The organism is Parabacteroides sp. merdae-related_45_40, assembly GCF_001915675.1.
In genome coordinates this window covers 1-22590 of record NZ_MNQY01000098.1, presented here as the reverse complement: position 1 = coordinate 22590, position 22590 = coordinate 1, and the positions used below count along the sequence as shown (strand labels likewise).

The 22590-nt window shown below is 42.9% G+C and carries 16 protein-coding genes and 1 pseudogene; 12 read left to right on the top strand and 5 right to left on the bottom strand.

Translation table 11 applies throughout. The features are described from left to right. Nucleotides 1-6 precede the first annotated feature (6 nt). Complete coding sequence (locus BHV83_RS11450; protein WP_224204565.1) at nucleotides 7-1047, top strand: DUF4852 domain-containing protein; 1041 nt, start codon at nucleotides 7-9, stop codon at nucleotides 1045-1047. Between the two features lie 109 nt (nucleotides 1048-1156). On the opposite strand, the gene BHV83_RS11445 is transcribed toward BHV83_RS11450, so the two are convergent. Continuing rightward, nucleotides 1157-2332 carry a porin gene (locus BHV83_RS11445; RefSeq protein ID WP_122206270.1) on the bottom strand — a complete coding sequence of 392 codons (1176 nt, stop codon included), beginning with the start codon at nucleotides 2330-2332 and terminating at the stop codon, nucleotides 1157-1159. Nucleotides 2333-2442: 110 nt separating this feature from the next. Here BHV83_RS11445 and BHV83_RS11440 point away from each other — a divergent pair, with 110 nt between their 5' ends. The 4 genes from BHV83_RS11440 to BHV83_RS11425 all read left to right on the top strand — a co-directional run bounded on the left by BHV83_RS11440 (nucleotide 2443) and on the right by BHV83_RS11425 (nucleotide 5401). Beyond that, nucleotides 2443-3219 (top strand): Cof-type HAD-IIB family hydrolase, encoded by a 777-nt coding sequence (locus tag BHV83_RS11440; protein ID WP_122206269.1) that lies wholly within the window; start codon nucleotides 2443-2445, stop codon nucleotides 3217-3219. 31 nt (nucleotides 3220-3250) lie between these two features. Next, complete coding sequence (locus tag BHV83_RS11435) at nucleotides 3251-3793, top strand: beta-class carbonic anhydrase (protein WP_046452439.1); 543 nt, start codon at nucleotides 3251-3253, stop codon at nucleotides 3791-3793. Nucleotides 3794-3980: 187 nt separating this feature from the next. After that, nucleotides 3981-4139: a hypothetical protein gene (locus tag BHV83_RS11430; RefSeq protein ID WP_005643822.1), complete on the top strand. Its 159-nt coding sequence runs from the start codon at nucleotides 3981-3983 to the stop codon at nucleotides 4137-4139. Between the two features lie 263 nt (nucleotides 4140-4402). Then, a complete protein-coding gene (locus BHV83_RS11425) occupies nucleotides 4403-5401 on the top strand; it encodes a M28 family metallopeptidase (RefSeq protein ID WP_022322424.1) in 999 nt (332 codons plus the stop codon). A gap of 536 nt (nucleotides 5402-5937) precedes the next feature. On the opposite strand, the gene BHV83_RS11420 is transcribed toward BHV83_RS11425, so the two are convergent. Next, the gene (locus BHV83_RS11420) at nucleotides 5938-7701 is read right to left on the bottom strand and encodes a RagB/SusD family nutrient uptake outer membrane protein (RefSeq protein ID WP_022322423.1); all 1764 of its coding nucleotides are present in this window, start codon (nucleotides 7699-7701) and stop codon (nucleotides 5938-5940) included. Nucleotides 7702-7717: 16 nt separating this feature from the next. Further along, nucleotides 7718-10939, bottom strand: coding sequence for a SusC/RagA family TonB-linked outer membrane protein (locus BHV83_RS11415; protein WP_286757534.1), 3222 nt, complete (start codon nucleotides 10937-10939; stop codon nucleotides 7718-7720). Between the two features lie 730 nt (nucleotides 10940-11669). On the opposite strand from BHV83_RS11415, the pseudogene BHV83_RS11410 reads away from it, so the two are divergent. Next, a pseudogene (locus BHV83_RS11410) lies at nucleotides 11670-11913 on the top strand (hypothetical protein); the annotation flags it as partial. Beyond that, a complete protein-coding gene (locus tag BHV83_RS11405) occupies nucleotides 11899-12051 on the top strand; it encodes a hypothetical protein (RefSeq protein WP_005649970.1) in 153 nt (50 codons plus the stop codon). The pseudogene BHV83_RS11410 and the gene BHV83_RS11405, both read left to right, overlap by 15 nt. Nucleotides 12052-12140: 89 nt before the next feature. Here BHV83_RS11405 and BHV83_RS21845 read toward each other — a convergent pair whose 3' ends face one another. Further along, nucleotides 12141-12524 (bottom strand): RagB/SusD family nutrient uptake outer membrane protein, encoded by a 384-nt coding sequence (locus tag BHV83_RS21845; RefSeq protein ID WP_046452441.1) that lies wholly within the window; start codon nucleotides 12522-12524, stop codon nucleotides 12141-12143. 149 nt (nucleotides 12525-12673) lie between these two features. Here BHV83_RS21845 and BHV83_RS11395 point away from each other — a divergent pair, with 149 nt between their 5' ends. Then, nucleotides 12674-15847 (top strand): SusC/RagA family TonB-linked outer membrane protein, encoded by a 3174-nt coding sequence (locus tag BHV83_RS11395; protein ID WP_122206267.1) that lies wholly within the window; start codon nucleotides 12674-12676, stop codon nucleotides 15845-15847. A 91-nt stretch (nucleotides 15848-15938) separates the two neighbouring features. Next, nucleotides 15939-17858, top strand: a complete 1920-nt coding sequence (locus tag BHV83_RS11390) for a SusD/RagB family nutrient-binding outer membrane lipoprotein (protein WP_046452443.1) — start codon at nucleotides 15939-15941, stop codon at nucleotides 17856-17858. Nucleotides 17859-17934: 76 nt separating this feature from the next. Here the strand turns inward: BHV83_RS11390 and fabD are convergent, their stop codons facing one another. After that, nucleotides 17935-18816: an ACP S-malonyltransferase gene (gene fabD / locus BHV83_RS11385; RefSeq protein WP_195305067.1), complete on the bottom strand. Its 882-nt coding sequence runs from the start codon at nucleotides 18814-18816 to the stop codon at nucleotides 17935-17937. A gap of 141 nt (nucleotides 18817-18957) precedes the next feature. On the opposite strand from fabD, the gene BHV83_RS11380 reads away from it, so the two are divergent. The 3 genes from BHV83_RS11380 to BHV83_RS11370 all read left to right on the top strand — a co-directional run bounded on the left by BHV83_RS11380 (nucleotide 18958) and on the right by BHV83_RS11370 (nucleotide 22350). Next, nucleotides 18958-19152 carry a Sec-independent protein translocase subunit TatA/TatB gene (locus BHV83_RS11380; protein WP_005639296.1) on the top strand — a complete coding sequence of 65 codons (195 nt, stop codon included), beginning with the start codon at nucleotides 18958-18960 and terminating at the stop codon, nucleotides 19150-19152. 3 nt (nucleotides 19153-19155) lie between these two features. Next, complete coding sequence (gene tatC / locus BHV83_RS11375; protein ID WP_005639298.1) at nucleotides 19156-20031, top strand: twin-arginine translocase subunit TatC; 876 nt, start codon at nucleotides 19156-19158, stop codon at nucleotides 20029-20031. Between the two features lie 96 nt (nucleotides 20032-20127). Further along, on the top strand, nucleotides 20128-22350 hold the full coding sequence (locus BHV83_RS11370) for a GH92 family glycosyl hydrolase (protein ID WP_119216193.1): 2223 nt from the start codon (nucleotides 20128-20130) through the stop codon (nucleotides 22348-22350). The last annotated feature ends 240 nt before the right edge of the window (nucleotides 22351-22590 follow it).

The window sequence follows — 22590 nt, the reverse complement described above, 5'->3', positions numbered from 1 at the left end:
ATGAATATGAAACATTTTTTATGCCTTCTTTTTTGCTTATCTTTCCTTCTTTTCCCTGTTTATGCACAGGAATCGTATGAAACGTATAGTGGAGATACATTCAAAACCGGTGATGTGCTTACTCTCGGAGATTTCTATCTGAGTTCGACTAAGTATAGCCATTTGAAATACGCGTATACGGATACCTATGGAAAGGTTCGGTATGAGGCGTTCAATGGAAAGGATTTGCCTTTCTCCAAGGTAACAATCCGTGAGATTATCCGGCCGGAAGATAAGAATATGTTCCTGAACGAAGCTGTCGTGTTTGCCTTGGAAAGTGAGAAAGCTCCCGATAAGAAACTGTTCGTGGAGATTGATCGTGCGATCGAACAAGGCGAGATCGTCGTGAATATGCCTGAACCTGTTATAAAATGCGAGGAGATGACGCTCGAACAAATGTTTATTTGCTGTGTTCGTGTCAATAAATTACCGATAGACGACAAGGTGGTCTTGAATTATATCAGTGTCGTCAATAAAGAATTGGGGCAGGAATGCCGGCGCGATCAGTTTAAATTCCGTAAACTGAAAGGCGAATATCAGGCTCGCTTGGAAAAGGGAATGGCCGATTTTGATTTTACGAAAACTTATTTCATAAAAGTGAACAATAACCATAACGGTTATGATTTTGACCATAAAGGCTATCCATTGTCCTATCCGACACGTTCGGGCAGTTCTCCCAAACAATGTATTCCTTTCAACGGTTTCAATTTTATGCCGGTTAATCCGGATCAGGCGTTCTTTATCCCTGTGAGCATGGATGATGCAGAAAAATACGAGAAACGGAGCAGAGGAACCGGTCAGAACGGCTATGTCAGCCCGTTGGTATATACGGTTGTCTATTTGCAGCCCTTAGATAAGTATATGGAGCTGCCAAAAGGAAAATACAATGTTCTCAACGTGGAGAATCTATATCGCTCGACACTGATCGGTGTCAAGGTTAAAGGCTTGGAGGTCTATGATAATAAAAATTTCCGGTATAATTTGATTGGATCGGCTTTGTTTGAATGATCCCTTGTAAATCCGTTCCTAAAAGGCCATGGCAAAGGTATTTTGACACCCTCATTGTGATTTCATTTCTGGGAATAGAGGGTGGCAAAACTGCCTTGAAAGAGAAAGTTTAGAATACCGGAATCGAATAGACCAGCCCTAACGAAATACGATGCGTGTCGGGATCGACTGCTCCCATATCCAAGGCTGCTTTTTCAAGTTTTACGCCGCGATATGTATAAAGGAGAAAGATGAAAAGATCACTGTTCTTGATCGGGAAAAATTCGAGACTGCTCTGTGCATTCCAGGAACGGCGGTACATGCCTTTGGCAAATGGTCCGTTCGCCTTGTACACTTTTCCGGTTTCATAAGCACCTTTCACATAGAGGTTCCAGCGCGGGTGAATCCGGTAGTCCACATCGGCGATGACCGATAGATACTCGGTATTGCAAGCTGTCTGGGCTGTCTCTGGCAGACGGCTGATAACGCCGTGCTGGTCCAATCCCTGCCGGGTGTACATGATGTCCAGATAAGTCAGCAGAGGTCCTTTCTCGATCGTGTTGCCGCAGGTGAAGTAATAAGAATAACGTTTCTGTGTCTGTTGTCCTACGGAAGCGGCATAACGGAGTTGCAGGATGCGGTCGAAATAGTAGCTGTTCCAGTTTACCGTATACATGAAAGGAACTTTTGCTTCTCGTGTGTTGTCGGGCAATCCGGTCGGGTAGATTTCGTTGTCCTGTCCGCTTCGGTTGTTCACGATCTGAAAGCAAAGTTCGTGGTCAGGATTGATCTGCCAGTTGCCTGAAATACCAGCCTGATAGCAGGTCAGTAGGTTGTTGAACTCACTGAACTCACGGACTTTTATCGAATTGACAAAATATTCGTATCCTCCGAAATTGACAAACTGCTTACCGATCGTAAAGCCGAACTTGTCATGTACTTTCAGGTTGACATAAGCCAATTCGAGCGAGGACGAAAGATTGTCCAGCGAATAAGGGTCCGAATATTTATTAAACGACTGCCGGTAATGATAGGAAAGGTTTTTCCATACATCCCCTTTTATTTCCAATCGGACACGATTCAGCTTGAAGTTCATGCCGTCGAAATCGGAACCGATGAAATTGGCGTTTGCCGAAGTAAAAAGCTGAAAATTCATTTCTGCGCTTTCAATCACCTTTTTCCCTCCTGTAAGTCGTTCGACCAAAGTTGGTTCTTGTCCAGGAACGGTTTCTTTCTCAATCTCTTGTGCAAAGACGGATGGAACGGATATGAATAGTATTGTCAATAAGTAGAGATGTGTTTTCATGTTTGCAAATAAAATGTTTCAGCGTTCAAATATAGTGATTTTATATGACCTTTGGAAATCCGTAATTATTCTTACCTTTGTTGAGGTTTAAAAGGTAATGAGTTTAGGTTATGATTAAAGCAGTATTTTTTGATATTGATGGGACATTGGTCAGCTTTAAAACACATGTAGTCCCGAAATCTACCCTTCATGCGATCGAATTGTTGAAGAAGAAGGGGATAAAAGTATTTATAGCAACTGGTCGTCATCGCCGTTCGATTAACAATCTGGGCGATCTTGAGTTCGATGGATATGTAACTTTGAATGGTGGCTATGTGTTTGCCGGAAAGGACGATGTGCTTTATAAGCATAGCATTCCCGATAAGGATATCGAAGCCTTGGTTCGTTACCAGGAAAAAGAAGGCGAATTCCCTTGTGCCTTTGTGCAGGAAGACGAGATTTTTATGAACTATACGGATAAGGCGGTCAATGATGTGTTTCATCTGTTGAACTTCCCGGCTCCTCCAATCCGTCCGATCGAGGATATTTATGGAAAGACGGTCTACCAGTTGATCGCCTTTTTTACGGCAGAGCAGGAGAAACGTATTATGAAGGTCTTGTCGCATTGTGAATCCACGCGGTGGAACCCTCTTTTTACAGATATCGTACCGCTTGGAAGCAGTAAACGGGTCGGGATTGACAAAATGCTGGAACATTACCATATCGGTCTGGACGAATGTATGGCCTTTGGTGATGGTGGTAATGATATTCAGATGCTTAGCCATGTCGGGATTGGGGTTGCTATGGGAAATGCGGCCGAAGACGTGATGAGTGCAGCTGGTTATGTGACCACCTCTGTCGACGAGAATGGTGTATACAATGCGTTGAAACATTTCAACATTATTTGATTTTGAACTGTTACATATATATAAGATAGTTATGATAGACGAGTTATTGAAATTTAATCGTGAATTTGTAAAGAGTAAAGGATACGAGAGGTTTATCACCAATAAATATCCTGATAAGAAAATTGCGATAGTGTCTTGTATGGATACGCGTCTTACGGAACTGCTGCCGGCAGCTTTGGGAATAAAGAACGGGGATGTCAAGATCATCAAGAATGCTGGGGCGATTATTTCCCATCCTTTCGGAAGTGTGATCCGGAGTCTGTTGGTTGCCATTTATGAATTAGGTGTGAACGAAGTCATGATTGTCGGTCATACCGATTGCGGTGCCAAGCATATGGACAGCGAACAGATGATTGAGGTAATGAAGAAGCGTGGTATCCCTTCGGAGCATATCGATATGATGCGTTACTGCGGCATTGATTTCAAATCGTGGTTGCGTGGGTTCGACACCCTGGAAGGTTCCGTTCGTGAAACAGTGGCTCAAGTACAAAAACATCCGTTGATCCCAAAAGATATAACGGTCCGCGGATTTGTAATCGACTCGACTACAGGTGAATTGGCTACTGTCGTTTAGATAAATCGAGATGAAAAGTATTTAATCAAAACCTAAATATAGTTAAATAGTAGACATCGAATATGTTTTACAGCATAAATTCAAATAAAATACTTATCTTTGCACTGTAAACAAAAAGAAAAAGAAAGTTTAGGTTTAGTTATTATTAATCGTTCTCCAAGCGTGGAGAACTTAAATGAGTAAAATTATGATGATGAGAGAAAACGAAAAAAGTATGCGTACTTTAGCGATGTTGCGTTATCAGGCTGATCGTTATCAGTCAGTAGGAAATGGTTCAATGTGCCAGCGAGTAAATGCTGAGATTCGCAGATTGGTGAGCCAAATGAGCGAAAGCTCTAAAAATTGAGTATTAAACAGTAAATAATTTGTTAGATGTAGTCTCTTCACCGTAGTCTTTTGAAAGACTGGTGAGAGATAAAAGGGGGAGGTATTCGACGCTTATGAGATAGCGGAGTTTGGCCTTTTTTTATTTTAATGAAGTCAGTCCTGCTCTTGTCTACAACCACACTAAAATCATATTTGTGTTCTGTCATTATAGTTCGAATGTATACAAATATCCGTATATTTGCATAATGTAGAAAACTATAATCTGTAAAACACAATATCGAAATGAGAAAAACGGGATTGTTTTTAGCCTCTATTGCACTAAGTGCTACGCTATGGGCCGAGTTGCCTGAAAAGAAAGGGCTGGATGTCATTAACAGGGCAAATGCCGAGGCCTATATCGGTTTTCTGGCAAGCGATGCATTGGAAGGGCGTGAAGCTGGTTTCCGTGGTGGGCGTATTGCCGGTGAATATATTGTATCTAATTTGAAAACGATGGGGATCGAACCTCTGTTCGAATCCTATTACCAACCTTTTGAGGCTTATAACAAGGAACGGCAGAAGAAGGGCCGTTTCCAGGTTCATCCGGATTCGATCGCGAAGTTGAAACAAGGTGTTCATCAGAAGTTGTCGATGAACAACATCTTGGGGAAGATCGAGGGTAAGAACCCGAACGAATATGTGATTATTGGCGCCCATTACGATCATCTCGGCTTTGACCCGATGCTGGACGGTGACCGGGTCTATAACGGGGCCGACGATAATGCTTCGGGTGTTTCAGCTGTCCTGCAGGTCGCTAAGGCGTTTTTAGCGACGGGGGTTCAACCGGAGCGAACCGTTATTTTCGCCTTCTGGGATGGTGAAGAGAAAGGCTTGTTAGGCTCCAAATATTTCGTGCAGACATTCTTGGAGATGGATAAGGTGAAGGGGTATCTGAATTACGACATGATTGGCCGTAATAAAGACGAGTCCAAGCCGATGCATGTCGTTTATTTCTATACGGAAGCGCATCCTGTGTTTGGCGATTGGTTGAAAAACGATATCAAGAAATATGGCTTGAATCTGACTCCTGATTATCGTCCGTGGGATAAGCCGGTAGGGGGGAGCGATAACGCTTCGTTCGCTCTTTTGGATATTCCGGTCATCTGGTACCATACGGATGGTCATCCTGACTATCATATGCCAAGCGACCATGTGGAAAAGATAAACTGGAATAAGATTGTCGACATAACGAAAGCCTCTTTTCTGAATATGTGGAATCTGGCGAATGAGAAAGACTATTGATGTGATCGTTTATATTTCTTATTTCAAAACACCTATGTTTCGAATTCAAAACATAGGTGTTTCGTTTTTAAAACATATATGTTTTGAACTCGATATCTTCTGGCTGTGAAAAGAAGTATTATCCATTTATAGAAAGATAGTTGTTTTGTGGAATAAGGTATACATCTTCTCTCTGTAGGTCAGTGCCTTTTCCTCGATAGCCAATAAGCTGTATGTATTTTTTTAAATCATATTGTATGATTACTGTCTCATTTAATAGACTTATAAGAAGGTAGCATTTACCTCTTTCACTTTCTTTGTAACTGATTAGATAGTTGTTTTGAACTATGTGAATTGTGTAGTCTTAAATCACTTCATATTCTTGGTATTTCAGTATTTATAGGGAGTTGATATATATGAATTGTTTGCTGAAGTTGTGAAGATGGACCTTAAAATCAAAAGCTATTGAAATAATGTGGATTTTTCAAATACAAGAAGGTCCACCCTTCTGTTATGAAGAGCAGACCTTTTGAAAAAAAATTATCAAAATATTTCAATTAATCCCATCCCGGATTTTGTTTTAAATTGGGATTTAATCCGATTTGGTTTGTCGGAATAGAGAACAAATAGTTCTTGGGATCTATAAAGTTTGGAACAGGATTTGTCATTCGTTTTGTATAAACATCAATGGCACCGTCTACGAAACCTAATCCGGATTTAATGGATTCATAATCTTTTGTATTATATCCATTTAAATCATTCTCACTTGTTGCTTTGTCTGGAATGATACCCAATTTCGGTTGGTTCAGGCGAATACCGCAGGCCCAACGCATTAAGTCGTGATAACGATAACCTTCTGCCATTAGTTCAACACGACGTTCACGGCGGATTTCGCGGATCAAGTTGGCGTTCGGGCCTTTGATTGTTGGATATTCGGCAACCAATTTCGGGTCTTCAATCGGATTTGTTGTCAAATGGTGATTAAAACCAACCCGATCACGCAAAGCGTTAATTGTTTTATCTAATTCGGGATCTTGGCCAAGTTCGGCTCCTGCTTCTGCACGTATCAGAAGAATCTCTGCATAACGGAAGATTGGAGCGTCTAATGTTCCAATATGATGAGATGATGTGTATTCTGACGGATTGTAATATTTGATAACACCATATCCCGTAGATGTACTAACACTTCCACTGGTATATTTACCGATATCCGGACGTTTCCCTTCTAGGTAATAGGTGTATTCACCAGCTTCGGGAGTCGGTACTGTTTGTAGTAAACGCGGATCTCGATTCTTTAGTTCGGCGATTAATGTAGTATGATGAGAGTGGCCTTCGCAGCCGCACATAGAGATTGGTTTTCCTGTTGTTGCACACAAATAATCTTCAACAGCGTCACGACTCAAACCAATAGGAGATTCACCGACTGCAATTTGGCGGCTTAAGTTATTTCCTTTGCCGACAGTCGGATCATATTCCTTCGACAGAATAATTTCAGGATTGGAGTTGTAATCTGCTTGGATAAATAATTCATAATAGGCTTTACCTGGTTTTGAACCTTGGAACAATGAATAGCCATATTCGGATTTCATCAGTTCGCCTGCTGCTTCATAAGCGGCTTTGAGCAATTCGGTATCACCTTCCATATTATGATAACGGCGGAAAGTTCCTTCAAATAAACATATACGTGCCTTTAATGCAAGTGCAGCGTCTTTGCTGATGCGGTAGACACCTGTCGTTTCTTTTTTGGGTAACCATTCAATCGCTTGATCAATGTCTTTTATCATGTTTGCTACAACGGTAATACGGGAATCGCGGCCTTTGTATAGGTCTTCGTCTCCAGGAACCAATACTTTGTCATACCAAGGTACATCGCCAAAGCGTTTTACTTTATTAAAGTAATCCAATGTCTTGAAGAATAAAATTTCACCAGCATAACGATGTTTTACGGCCTCGGTTTCCGGGGATAGTTCGTAATCTTGCATAAAAGCATTACAAGCACGAATATTTTCCCATTTCCAATTGTCATTGTCTGCTGTAGAAATGCTGTGTTGACTGAAAGCTACAGAGTTTGCGTCCCACGGAAGTAGGTCATCAGACTGGAAATCAGTTTCCATCATCCCAAAATTATATTCGTTCGGATTTCCATGTCCGGTGATTAATTTGGGATATAAATCATTACAATATTGCTCTAATGCCTGTGCATTGGCATTTGCAAAGTATTGTTGTGTACTGATAGAGTCTAATGGCTCTTTATCCAGTACATCACAACTTTGGGTTGTGAGGAACAATAAACCACCAAATAATATAATTGACTTTTTCATGTTACTTTGTCTGTTTTTAGAATGTTACGTTGATACCAAATGAATAAGAACGGGTGAACGGGTAAACACTACCGTTGTCGTCAACTTTCAAGTTACCGTTATTGTCACGTCTGCCTACAGCATCCGGATCGAGGTATTTGTACAATCCTGTAGCTTCCCAAAGATTCTGACCGCTTACGAACACTTTTAGCTGACCAATGCCGTATTTATTGATGAGCGCTTTAGGAATAGTGTAGCTTAATGTAACATCTTTCAGACGGATAAAAGCACCGTTTTGCAGATATTTTGTCTGTGTTTGTTTACTTCTATCACTCCAAGTTGGAATAGGATAGTAAGCGTTCGTATTGGTTTCACTCCAAGAGTTATCGATGATGTAATCATTTAAGTTAGCCCACCAAATACCTGTCTTGTATCCCCAAAATACAGGAGAGTCCAACCATACGTCACGTTTCATTGTACCTTGGAAGAACAGACGTAAGTCAAAACCTTTCCATGAACCACTCAAGTTGAGGTTGAAATTGTAGCGGGGAGTTGTATTACCAATGACTTTTTTGTCGCCCGAATCACCAACACGATTATTTCCACGGTCAATTTTTCCATCACCGTTCAAATCTACATAACGAATATCTCCTGGTTTCCAAGTTGTGCTGATGAAAGCCTGTTTATTGGCCATTTCTTGGGCTTCAGCTTCATCTTTAATGAAGCCATCTGTTACATATCCCCAAATTTCGCCGATTTTCTTTCCCTGGTAATGAGTTTCATCCAAACTTAATGTCGGATTATCATATTTCGTGATCTCAGAAGTGTTGTCTGAGATGCCGATGCAGATAGAGTAATCCAAAGGACTGCCGGCCACGTCTTTAATCTGATCGTTCCACGTTAAAGATAGTTCCATACCTTTGGTTCTCATATCTGCCAAGTTCTCTTTACCACCTGTCGTCCCTAATACAGCCGGGTAAGTTTTGTTTACGACCATTCCTTTTGTATCGCGGATGTAATAGTCAAAAGATCCAGTGAAACGGCCGTTCAGCATAGTCCAGTCTAAACCGATATTGGTTGTGTAAACTTTTTCCCATGTGATGTTTGTACTAGCCAATGTCGGAGCTTTCAAGCCACTAATGATACCGCCGTTCATCAGATAGGCCAAAGATTCGCTTGTCAAGAAACTTAAATATTGGAAATTGCCATCTGTAACTTGATTGCCTAATGAGCCATATGAAGCTCTGACTTTTAGGTTGTCGAAAATATTACGAGCTGGTTCGAAGAAATTTTCTTCAGAGATACGCCAACCTGCTGATACCGAGGGAAAGAATCCCCAACGATCACCAGACATATATTTGGATGAACCGTCATAGCGACCATTTACCTCAAGCAAATATTTTTGCATGTAATCATAATTCAAACGGAAGAACGCACCCTGTACAGCCCAGATTGTTGCTTCTTCACTTGGCATGTTATAAGTACTGGCCAAATCGGTGACAGGGAAATTGTTATCAAATAGATTACTAGTGCTTACGCTTAATTTAGTCGTCTTTTTACTTTCTTGGTTGTAACCGACCATTACACCTAAGTTGTGCTTGTCATTGAATGACTTCTTGTAGTCAGCCCATAAGTTCAATGCTTGATAAGTATCTCCGTAATTAGCTTTTGTTACACCTCCAGGTGTACCAACGGATAGCGGAGATAACGTACTTTCTTCTGGCATTGTCTGATACAGTATCTTGCCGTGCTGGGTTTGATCTTGATAGAATTTGTTTCCGGTATAATCTCCCTTGATTGATAAACCGGCTAACGGTGTCAGATTAAAGGCGGCAGTGTACCAAAAGTCATCCGAGTTGGTTTTGTCTCGCCCAGCTCCATCTAGTAAACCAGCAAAGTTATAGTTGAAGTTGCTACCTGCTATACCTGCAAAATTATTACCATCTGGCAGGTAAACAGGAATAGTTGGGAATCCACGATAGATTTCGTAAAAAATGTTTCCTAAATTAAAATTGCTGGTGTAGGGATAATCACTTGTATTGCGGTTATATTTTGTACGGAAAGTTACTTCCAACCATTTTGTAATCTGAGTGGAAAAGTTGAAAGACATATTAATACGTTTGTATTTATCCGTACCATATTGCAAAATACCATCTTGTCCTTTATAACCAATAGAGCCGTAGTAAGTCGTCTTGTCTGAACCACCGCTGATACTTGCATTATGTTGTTGCATGAATGACGGTTTGTACATTACGTCGAACCAATCGGTGTTCCCAGCATAAGCCCATTGTCCGGCAGCAGTTATTGAATTGTCTGTTGTATAAAATGCAGAAGGACCTCTCCCCGCAATGAAATCATCTACAGCCTGAACGTGCTCATCTTTGAAATACTGTCCGCTGCCATTGTTCACGTTTGCCTGATTCATGGCACGAATCCACTTATCGGAAGAAACACCATCCGGTAAGCGAGAGGCCATCGACCAAGAAAAGTTGTTATTGTAGTTGATTTGAACTTTTTGTTCTTTTTTCCCTTTTTTAGTTGTGATCAATACAACGCCAAAAGCGGCACGGGCACCATAAATAGAAGCAGAGGCAGCATCTTTTAATACTGATACGCTTTCGATATCTTGTGGGTTAAGCAAAGACAAGTCTGATGTTTCGACTCCGTCGACTAACAATAGTGCTTGTCCTCCATTCAGTGAAGTTGCACCACGTACATTAAATGTAGTAGCTGCATTTGGATTACCACTGGCGAAATCAATATTCAAGTTTGGAATAGCTCCTTGCAAACCTTGTGCAATGTTTCCGATCGGACGATCTTCCAGAATTTCGCTATCTGCAATCCCTACAGCGCCGGTCAGGTTTACCTTCTTTTGTACGCCATAGCCAACGACTACGACTTCTTCCAGTTTTTGAGTGTCTTCCGCTAATTTGATTTGAAGAGTGGATTGTCCTGTGTATTTGATTTCTTGAGTTGTGTAACCAATGAAAGAGATCTGAATGATGTCTCCATTTTTTACACCTTCCAATGTGAAATTACCATCCATGTCGGTAATGTTTCCATTGGTTGTTCCTTTCACTACGACCGATGCTCCGGCAACAGGCCCTAGATCATCTACCACAGTACCTGTAACTTTTCCGTTCTGCTGGGAAATGTTCATACCTTGCTTGGAGGGCATTGTTTCTGCAAATATACTTGCTGGGAAACAAGTGGCACCTGCCAGCAAGATTAAGCTGATAGGTTTGAAATTTTTCAACATAATTTGTGTCTTATATTTAATTGAAAGAATGCTCTTTTAATTAAAATGATGGCGCTTATTATCGCTTTTCTACATCATATATACAAAATGTTAGAGTTTTTAGCTTTTGCGTATAAAGTTTATCTGTGTTTGTAATTAGTTCTAAAAGAACTATGGTATTTTTAGCTTTAATACATTTTGATACAACTTCATAACAATATGATTTTCAATAAATTAAATAAGTAAAATATATTATGCAATAATTACTTAAAATACACAAGTCTCTTTAAATTACTTCTGTTAACAAATTAGCAGAAGTACGACCATGTTTTTTATTTATCTATTTTTATATAGTTACATATTTCCAATGGATACATTATTCTGATAAACAGAATAATACCTGTGTAATACCAAAAGAGTAAAATGTTAAAAAAGAAACTTCTACGTATTTTTTTTAGAAAAATAACAGTACAACGGAAAATTTTCATATCTTTGACACCGATATGAAATGTGCAGAGTTCTTTTAGAACTAATATCATTTTAAACATTGAAAACACAAAGATGTGTGAGCCTGCTTGTTTCATTGAATAAGAAGTTATTATGAAAATCAGAGTAATTCTTTCAATATCATGGAACACAAATTATGATTCAAAAGAATCAGACCTATTAGCCTAATCCTGTTGCCGGAGCCTCTGTGATTGTTAAAAGGAACCACTAACGGCATCATGACGAATGTGGATGATAATCTTCCTCCAGTGGTAGTCCATTGGTTTTGATTGATGGCATGGAAGGTGGTATCAACGCTGTCAACCCGCAGGATATTGAGAATATTTCTGCTTTGAAAGATGCTGCCGTTTCTTCCATTTGCAGGGTTTGTGTTCCTTTGGTGTAATTATTACAAAAAGCGGTAGAACAGGAAAACCAGTTGTAAACAACAATAATAGCTTTCGATGGAATGATTCGGTAAGAACCCTAACCAAATGGATTCATATTCAAAAATACAGCATTCGTTCCGAATGGTCCGGGATGGCCGGGAAAAGAAAAAGGAGCCTGCTAACCCATATATGGATATGTTCTTGGCTGTGGATATATCGTCTTATAGCGAAGTGCTGTATAGTAAAGGTCTCGGCTAGGTGCATTGTGTCGGTGTAGGAGTGTGGTTAGGCGATTATGGTGTCGGTGTGACCCGTGGTATGGTCGATGGTTTTTTAATGGCAAACGGTCAGCCGATCGATGTTATACAAGGTTGGATTGACCAGTTGCCCAGCGTAATAAGTCTCTCCTCTCCCCAGTCATTTTTGGCCTCTTCGCTCATAACAGTAGCAGCGATTGTCTTATTATAATCTGTATCGGGATGAGCACGTTCGCGAAAAGCTCTCCAATAGCTCTGTGCTTTGGCATCCAGATTTCCATTCTTTTCATAACATGCTTCCATATAGTTTAATAAGGCATCTGATGCACGATTCGCAATCGTTTCATCACTCAGATAACCATTTCCTGCCGCATCCTTTTTTATTTTTTGTTCCCGAATCGAAAAAAAAGTTTCTTGTATTTCTCCATTTGTCTTTTCTTCTTGTTTCTCTGTCCTTGTGAAACAATTTGTCAATATGTTTTCGGATTACTTTTTCAGCATGATCTGCTTTTACCCGAAAGGTTAAATACAAAACAACTTCTCTTTTTTTGTGTTACATATATCAAAAAAGACGTTGGTTTCAGCCAAGACATGTATCATAATTTAAACAAAAAACATTAGTTATGTTGAAAAGAATTAAGCCTGTCAGCATGGTTTTGCTTGCGAGCACGTTATGTTTCTCCGGGAATATATACTCGGCTTCAAGTGCAGGTAATCCAGACACTGACATTTCCCAACAAAATGCAAAAGTAACGGGAACCGTCGAAGATGCTTTGGGACCGGTTGCCGGCGCGTCTGTTGTTATAAAAGGAACCACCAACGGGACAATGACCGATATGGATGGCAACTTTACGTTGGATGGGGTAAAAAATGGGGATATTATCCAAATATCCTTTATCGGTTACGCCACACAGGAGATTCCTTATGCAGGACAAGCCTCTTTGTCTGTACATCTTGAAGAGGACACGCAAAAATTGGATGAAGTAGTCGTGACTGCTTTGGGTATGAAGCGTGATAAAAAAGCGTTAGGTTACGCCATGCAGGAATTGAAGGGAGACGAGTTGTTGTCTTCCCGCGAACCAAATTTGGCCAATTCGTTGTCTGGTAAAGTTTCCGGTTTACAGATTGTACGCTCCAGTAACGGGGTGGGAGGTTCTTCGAAGATCGTGCTCCGTGGTAACAGTTCGCTGACCGGTAGCAATCAGCCATTGATCGTGGTGGACGGTACGCCGATGGATAATTTTACAGGCGGTGTGGATGATGTTTGGGGTAATTCCGGAGCCGATATGGGTAACGGCCTTTCTGATATTAACCCTGAAGATATCGAATCGATGACGGTCCTGAAAGGAGCTTCGGCAGCTGCACTTTACGGTTCGAGGGCCGGTAACGGCGTGATCCTGATCACGACCAAATCGGGACGGAAAAACGAAGGGCTGGGGATTACGGTGAATGCTGGTATCACGGCTGAATCCATTTTCTTGAAACCGGATATGCAAAACAGCTTCGGACAAGGATCGGTCGGAGTTTATGACAACCAGTCCCGTTTGAGTTGGGGACCGAAAGCTGAAGGCCAGACTGTGACGGATTGGCTCGGACGCCAAGTGCCTCTCCAGACATATGATAATATCGATGCTTTCTTCCATACAGGAACCTCTTTTAACGAAGGCGTCAGTTTCCAGCAGAATGTTAACGGAACTTCTGTCTTCGCATCTATTAACCGTTCGGATGATGCCGGTATCACACCGGAATCGAAACTGAATAAGACGAACGTTACGTTGCGTGCCACCACGTTTCTCGATAAGGCGGAGAAATGGAAGGTGGATGCCAAAGTGAACTATATAAATATGAATGCCCATAACCGCCCGATCCAAGGCGTGAACCCGTCAAATGCGTTCAACACGATATACGGTCTGCCTCGTTCCTTGAATGTTAAGGAATTTAAGAGCAGCGTGGATGAAGAAGGCAATATGATCTGGTGGGATGCCTCCAAGAACCCGCAGGAAAACCCGTACTGGGTGACCAAATACCGGCAGAACAATGATACCCGTAACCGTCTGTTGGGTAACGTATCGTTGAAGTATGCGCCGACCAACTGGTTCGATATCGAACTGCGTGGCGGTACCGACTATTATACGACGACCAAAAATGAGAAAGTATATGCCGGCGGTAACACCTCGCCCCGCGGCCTGTATAATGAAGGTTCTGAGACATTCTACGAAAATAACTACAGCTTCCTGGCTACCGCACGCAAAGACAACCTGCTGGACCGCTTGGGCGGTTTCGTGACATTCGGAGGTAACCTGATGATGCAGCAGCGAACCAAGATGAACGCTTCGGCTGGTGAATTGCTGGTTCCAGACCTTTTCTCCTTGAACAACGGCATTAATAAACCGACCGTTACCTCCGAGTTGATCCGCCGGAAGATGAATTCCCTTTATGGATCATTGCAACTGAACTGGGACGGCTATCTGTTTTTAGACGTGACAGCCCGTAACGACTGGTCATCTACTATGTCCAAAGACAATCGCTCTTATTTCTATCCTTCGGTCAGTCTCTCCGGTGTGATCTCGGATATGTTACCTAAGATCGGCGGAAACATGCCGGAGTGGTTCACCTTTGCAAAGGTGAGGGCTTCTTATGCGGAAGTCGGTAATGATCTTGATCCCTATCAATTGTACAATAATTACACGGTAGGAAAAGACGAAAACGGGAATACGACGGCTGCTCCCGGCCAAATCTTGTTTGATTCGAGCGTACGAAGCGAGTTGATCAAATCATGGGAAGCCGGTCTCGACGTGCGTTTCCTGCAGAACCGCTTGGGTTTGGATTTCGCCTGGTATAAGACGAATGCGACCCGCCAGTTGCTGAACCTGCCGCTCGACCCGTTTGCCGGGTATAGTTCCCGCAAGGTGAACGCCGGTAATATCCAGAACGAAGGTCTGGAAATCTCGTTGAACGGTGCCATTTTCCAGAGCCCGGACGTGCAGGGATTCAACTGGAATGCGACAGCCCAGTTCTCCTTGAATCGCAATAAGATCATCGACCTGTATCCGGGCGTGACGCTTTATGACATCAAGACATTGGATGCGATCCAGATCGTGGCGGCACAAGGCAGTTATTATGGTGATATTTACGGACAGACCTTTCTGCGTGTGACGGACAAGGACAGTCCGCATTATGGCAAAGTGATTGTGGGAGACGACGGCCTACCTCTGATCTCTGCTGAAAAGAGCAAGGTGGGTAACCAAAGTCCGGACTGGATGCTGGGTTTGACGAACAGTTTTTCATATAAAGGGTTTAACTTGAGTTTCCTGGTCGATTTCCGTATCGGTGGCGACATCTATTCGGCAACAGCTTCCAACCTATTTGTCCGTGGTAATGCAGCCGGAACGGTTGTGAACGGTGAACGTCAGGATTTTGTCGTGCCTAACACGGTTGTCAGGAAAGACGGAGGATATGTGGAAAACAATGTTCCGGTCACTCACCAGAACTATTGGGAGCGGATCGGATCGACCGGTAATTACGGTTTGCCGGAGGTTTTCACATATGACGCAACCAATATTCGTCTACGTAACATCACTTTAGGATATACGTTCAACAGAGCGATGCTGAAAAAGACGCCGTTCCAGCGTTTGAATCTGTCTGCTACCTGCAACAATGTATGGATGATCCATTACAATTTGCCAGGTATTGACCCCGAATCCGTTTCGGCAACCAACACGAATGCGACTGGTTTCGAAAACGGGGCCGCTCCGACGAGCCGTTCGTTCACGTTTAACGTAACGGTCGGGTTTTAAAAAGCTTACAAAACCTTTCCGGAAGACCGGATGGTCGGTTTTTGATAATTTGCAATCATTTTGTAAAGGATATAAAAAGAAACAACATAATATGAACACAAAAAATAAAATATTAGCAGGCCTATTCTCTATGGCGGCATTGTTTTCTTCCTGTAACGATTTTCAGGAGATAAATGAAGATCCGAACCAGGTGGATGAAAGCAAGGTAAAGCCTGAATGGTTCTTGAATGCCTCGATCGTCGGTGACCAGATGAATCCGGAGATCGCCGAACGTATGTTTATCCTGACTTGGAACCGGGCATCCCGTTTCAATCGGGGAAGCGGTTTCACGATCGGTACGGATAATAATGATTATATCACGCGCTACCTGAGCAACGACTACGCTGTGAAATGGTTGAATCAGGCGACTAAAGCCGTTCAACTGGGCGAGAAGAAAGTGGCCGATGGTGAAGCTGATCTCTATCCGTATTATAAGAATGTGATCCAGATGGCGCGTATCTGGCGGGCTTACCTGAACTCGGAGGTCTCTGACGGGTTCGGGCCGATTCCGGCGTTGGATGCTTTTTCGGGCGTTCCGGGCGAGTACGACAGTGTAGAAGCGATTTATACTTTTATTCTCAAAGAACTAAAGGAGGCGGAAGCCGCGCTCGACCCGTCAATTGATATGTCTCCGATGTCGGCTGAAGACGCTTTCTATGCCGGAAATGTGAATATGTGGAAGAAATATGCCAATTCTCTGCGTATGCGCCTGGCAATGCGTATTGTGAATGCAAACCCGCAGCTGGCTGAAAGAGAGTTTGAAGATGCCGCTTCCAAAGGATATATTTCTTCACTTTCCGAACTTGCCGGTGTACAGGAAAAGGACGGATGGAGCGACCTGACCAGCGTTATGTCCCGTACCTGGAATGCACAGGCGATGTCCGTTACATTCAAGAATCTCGTGGTCGGCTTGGGAAGTAACGAATTTCCACTACCTGATTCATTGAAAGCACATCTGAAGAACCCGCATACTTACATGGGCTTGTATTTGGATAGGCATTTTCCGTTGACGACGAACGATCCGTGTGCCGGATTTTATTTCGACGGCGTTCCACAATATGTCGATCCACGTGCACCGAAGTTATTTAGTGTAGTAGGATGGAACGATGGTGTGGTTTATTCCGATTATATCGGGGCGGCCAGCGAGGTGAAACCGGTCTCCCTGTTCGATCCGGATGATAACACGAAGCCGATGCTGACAATCGATCCTAGATATACTTGGGGAACATGGGTGGCCGGTGAATGGGATGTGAAAGGTAGTTTGGCTACCGAATTGACCGGAAAAAACTATAACTATCCGTCCATGTCGAAGCAATACCGCATGAGTACTCAGAAACGTGTCTATTTCGGTCCTTGGGAAAGTTATTTCTTGCTGGCTGAAGCCGGCGTGCGTGGTTGGGATGTTCCGGGCTCTCCCAAATCGAACTACGAGAACGGAGTGACTGCGAGCTTCGAGTACCACGGCTTGTTGAGTGAAGTCGGTGCTTATCTGTCTTCTACCGAATATAATCGGATCGGGACATCTGTCAGTTTCGACCATACAACGGAGGCAAAGCCTTATATCGTAAACTATGTTGATCCGTACACAAAAGAGAACAAGACGATGACTTATACATATCCGAAAAATTCCATCTATCGTGGCGGTGCATATAATAACGATGCGATGACGAAGATCTTCACACAGAAATATATTGCTCAGGTTCCCTGGTTGCCCGAGGAAGTTTGGAGCGACCATCGCCGTATCGGTTTGCCTTTTTTCGAGAATCAGGCTGTCGAAAAAGACTATAACCCGTTGAACCAGGTTCCCTTGACAGTTGCCACTTCAAAAGAATGCCGTTTGGAGTTTTATCCGAAGCGTTATCGCTATCCGGCCAATATCCAGACGAACAACCTGGAAGGTTATAATAAAGCCCTCGAACTGTTGGGCGGACCGGATGTGGTGGAGACTGCCTTGTGGTGGAATCTGAAGTAGTGATATGAGAAAAGGTTGGTAGGTGTTCGATGAAGAACTTTCCTACCAACCTTTTTATATGAATGAAGCAAACTGTTTATTGCATGCCTTCTGTCGTTACTTCCTTATTGATCTTTTTCACTAATCCTTGAAGTACAGCGCCCGGACCTAGTTCGATGAAATGATCGGCACCGTCGGCAATCATGTTCTGAACGCTCTGTGTCCAACGGACCGGGGCAGTCAGCTGGGCAATCAAGTTAGTCTTGATTGTTTCAGGGCAGGTTTCGCCTTTCGTGCTTACGTTTTGGTAAACAGGGCAAGACGGTTTGTGGATCGGAGTCGCTTCGATAGCGGCAGCCAGTTCTGCACGAGCCGGTTCCATCAGAGGGGAGTGGAATGCACCGCCGACTTTCAGTTTCAGTGCACGTTTTGCACCGGCAGCCAGCATCTTTTCACATGCGGCATCGATACCGGGTACGGAGCCGGAGATGACAAGCTGTCCCGGACAGTTGTAATTTGCACATACGACGACTTCACCTTCGATGCTTGCGCAGATCTCTTCTACTTTTTCGTCCGGCAATGCCAGAACGGCAGCCATTGTCGAGGGTGTGGCTTCGCAGGCTTTCTGCATCGCCATAGCACGTTTGGATACCAGAACAAGTCCGTCTTCGAAAGACAAGGCTCCGGCTGCAACAAGCGCGGAGAATTCTCCTAAAGAGTGTCCGGCTGTCATATCCGGTTTGAACTGGTCACCTAATGTTTTTGCAAGAATGACTGAGTGTAAGAAAATGGCAGGCTGTGTCACTTTTGTCTGGCGCAGATCTTCGTCTGTTCCGGCGAACATCAGATCCGTGATGCGGAAACCGAGGATTTCGTTAGCCTTTTCAAACATCTCTTTTGCAAGGGAATTGTTTTCATAAAGGTCTTTTCCCATTCCGACAAACTGGGCACCCTGACCGGGAAATACATACGCTTTCATTTTTTCTAATCTTTTTCTAATTTCAGTTTTTTAAGATGACGCAAAGGTAATAAATTTAGAATAATTGGGGTACTATTCATTACAAATTGTATCTTTGCCCCATCGATAACAGGAATATTAACGACTAATTTATACAATATCATGGATCAATTATTATTTCTTGGAAATTTAGGAACTGGCGAGATTATCATCATTGCCATTATTGTTTTGTTACTTTTCGGTGGTAAAAAAATACCTGAACTGATGAAAGGTATCGGTAAAGGTGTGAAAAACTTTAAAGACGGTGTAAAAGGATTAGAAGACGACATTAAGATAGACGATACCGATAAAAAGTAAAAGATGGCAGAATTAGAACAAGAAGAAATGTCCTTCTGGGACCACCTGGAGGCACTTCGTTGGACTCTGTTCCGTTCTTTTTTAGCGCTCTTTATCTTTGCGATAGGCAGTTTCGCCTTTATGCGTGGTAGCGATGGTATATTTGACCGCGTAGTATTGGCACCCTGTTATTCCGATTTTATCTTTTACAGATGGTTGTGCGATTTGAACCAGTGGTTGGTCAATGTCAGTCCGTGGTTTGATGTTCTGCCTGATTTCTGTAATGATAATTTTCATGTGGATGTGTTTAATATCAGATTGGCATCTCAGTTCTTTACTCACATGACCACCTCGTTCTGGTTGGCACTTGTGCTTACTTTCCCTTATCTGATGTGGGAAATCTGGAAGTTCATTAGTCCGGCTTTGTATGAGAATGAGAAGAAAAATGTCAAATGGGTATTTCTTTTGGGAACAATCATGTTCTTTATCGGATGTGCTGTCGGATATTTTATGGTATTCCCGATGACGCTGCGCTTTTTGGCAACTTATCAGTTGAGTGCCAATATAACGGAACAGGTCTCTTTGGATTCGTATATGGATAATTTCCTGATGCTGATCTTTGTGATGGGAATCGTTTTTGAAATGCCGTTGGTTTCGTGGCTGTTGTCGAAGATCGGTTTGTTGAAACGTTCGTTCTTCCACAAATACAGACGGCATGCTATCGTGGGGTTGTTGGTTGCTGCTGCATTTATCACCCCAAGTAGTGACCCGTTCACATTGGGTATCGTATTCTTCCCGCTGTATGGATTGTTCGAATTGAGTGCGTTCTTTGTGAAGAATGACACGAATGGAGATGCAGATGACGAGGATGAAGATAGTACGGAAATCGCACCGGCCTAAAACTACGGACATCGTAAAATAGTTATAGAAGAGACGTACAGTTTTTATTGTACGTCTCTTTTTTTATCTTTGTCAAGACTAAAACATAAAGTAAACATGAGGCACATATCTTTATTGGCGGTCTCCTTGCTGGCTCTGGCAGCCTGCACGCCGGAAAAACAACAGGAGGCGGATGATTATACACAATATGTAAATCCTTTTATCGGGACAGACTTTACGGGTAATACCTATCCGGGAGCGCAAGTCCCTTTCGGAATGGTTCAGTTGAGTCCTGACAACGGGCTTCCCGGTTGGGATCGTATTTCCGGTTATTTTTATCCCGACACGACTATCGCCGGTTTCAGCCATACCCATTTGTCAGGGACAGGTGCGGGCGATTTGTACGATATCTCTTTCATGCCGGTGACTCGTCCGTATAAGGAGGCACCTGCTCCTTTGGGCGTCTATTCGACTTTTTCGCACAATGACGAGATGGCTTCGGCTGGCTATTACCGTGTGCTGCTGAAAGATTACAATATTAATGTCGAGTTGACCGCGACTGAACGTTGCGGTATTCAGCGTTATACGTTCCCCAAAGCAGAGGCATCCGTATTCTTGAACCTCAAAAAGGCGATGAACTGGGACTTCACGTTGGATTCGTATATAGAAGTGGTCGATTCGATGACGATCCGGGGATATCGTTTCTCGCAAGGCTGGTCTCCTTTGCAGCATGTTTATTTTGAGACTCGTTTCTCGAAACCTTTCATGGCTTGCCATATGGACACAACTTCTATCGTAACGAAAGATCGTGGCAGGATCGGTACGGCCTATATTGCCCGTTTCGATTTCAATACGGAGAAAGATGAGGAAATTTTAGTAACGACAGGTATATCCGGTGTCAGTATGGAAGGAGCAGGCAAGAACCTGCGTGCGGAGGTTTCGAAAGACGATTTCGATTATTATCAAGCGCAGGCTGCCAAAACATGGAACAAGCAGCTTTCTAAAATAGAGGTGAAAAGCTCGGATACTGATGATCTGGTGAAGTTCTATACTGCTTTGTACCATTCCATGATCGCTCCGACTATTTACAGTGATGTGGATGGTTCCTATTACGGCCCGGATCAGCAGATCCATAAAGCGGACGGATGGACGAACTATTCCACTTTCTCGTTGTGGGATACTTATCGCGCTTCTCATCCGCTATTTACCTATACCGAACCAGAACGTGCAAATGATATGATCAAAGGTTTCTTGAAATTCTATGAACAGAACGGGGCTTTGCCATTGTGGAATTTGTATGGCTGGGAAACCAATATGATGATCGGATATCATGCCGTTCCCGTAATTGTGGATGCGTATCTGAAAGGTATCGGCAATTTCGATCCGGAAAAAGCACTTGAGGCTTGTATTGCTACGGCCAACCGTGATGATTACCGGGGAATCGGTGATTACAAGAAGTTAGGGTATGTCCCGGCCTACGGCGATCCCAAGAAATGGGAGAACTGGTCGTTATCCAAGACATTGGAATATGCTTATGATGATTATTGTATTGCAACAATGGCAAAGAAGATGGGCAAGAAAGAGATCGCCGATGAATTCTACAAACGTGCTCAGAACTACCGGAATGTTTATAATCCGGCCACTTCTTTCATGCAGCCGCGTGACGAGAAAGGGAACTTCGCTGCAAACTTCAGCCCCGACGACTATACCGAAGATATCTGTGAAAGTAATGGCTGGCAATATTTCTGGTCTGTACCTCAGGATCTGGACGGTCTGGTCGGCCTGGTCGGAAGCAAGGAACGTTTCGCTGAGAAACTGGACAGTATGTTCACCTACGTTCCGAAATCGACAGAAGACCTGCCGATCTTCAGTACCGGTATGATCGGGCAATACGCACATGGCAACGAACCGAGCCATCATGTGATTTATTTATATAATAAAGTAGGACAGCCCTGGAAGACGCAGAAGTATGTGGCTGAGGTCCTGCACAACCTATATCAGAATGCTCCGGACGGTATTTGTGGGAATGAAGATTGCGGACAGATGTCGGCTTGGTTCGTATTCAGTTCGATGGGCTTCTATCCGGTCGATCCGATCAGTGGCAAGTATGAGATCGGAACTCCGATATTTCCAGAAGTGAAGATGCATTTGGCAAACGGCAAAACTTTTGTGGTCTTGGCTCCGGCTGTAAGCCGTGAAAATATCTATGTTCAATCTGTGAAGTTGAATGGCCGATCGTATGACAAGAGCTATATTACCCATGAGCAGATTATGAATGGTGACACATTGGAGTTTGAAATGGGCAACCGGCCGGGACCGGTATGGTATAATAATATGTAATTGCCATGACGAAGAATTCATGATGTTCATAAATCTCTATCACTCTATCACGCTTTTGCGTGTGTGCTTTATTAATCAAAGCGTGAGATGTGTGATAGATGGCGTTTTCATCTATCACACATCTATCACAAAATCAAATAGTGTCTCGTCCTGATTTTGGTTGACTGTGTATTAAAAAAATCCTGTTATAGGTTGTCTATAAATGTAAAAAAACAGACAATCCTTTCTTAATCCTAAAAT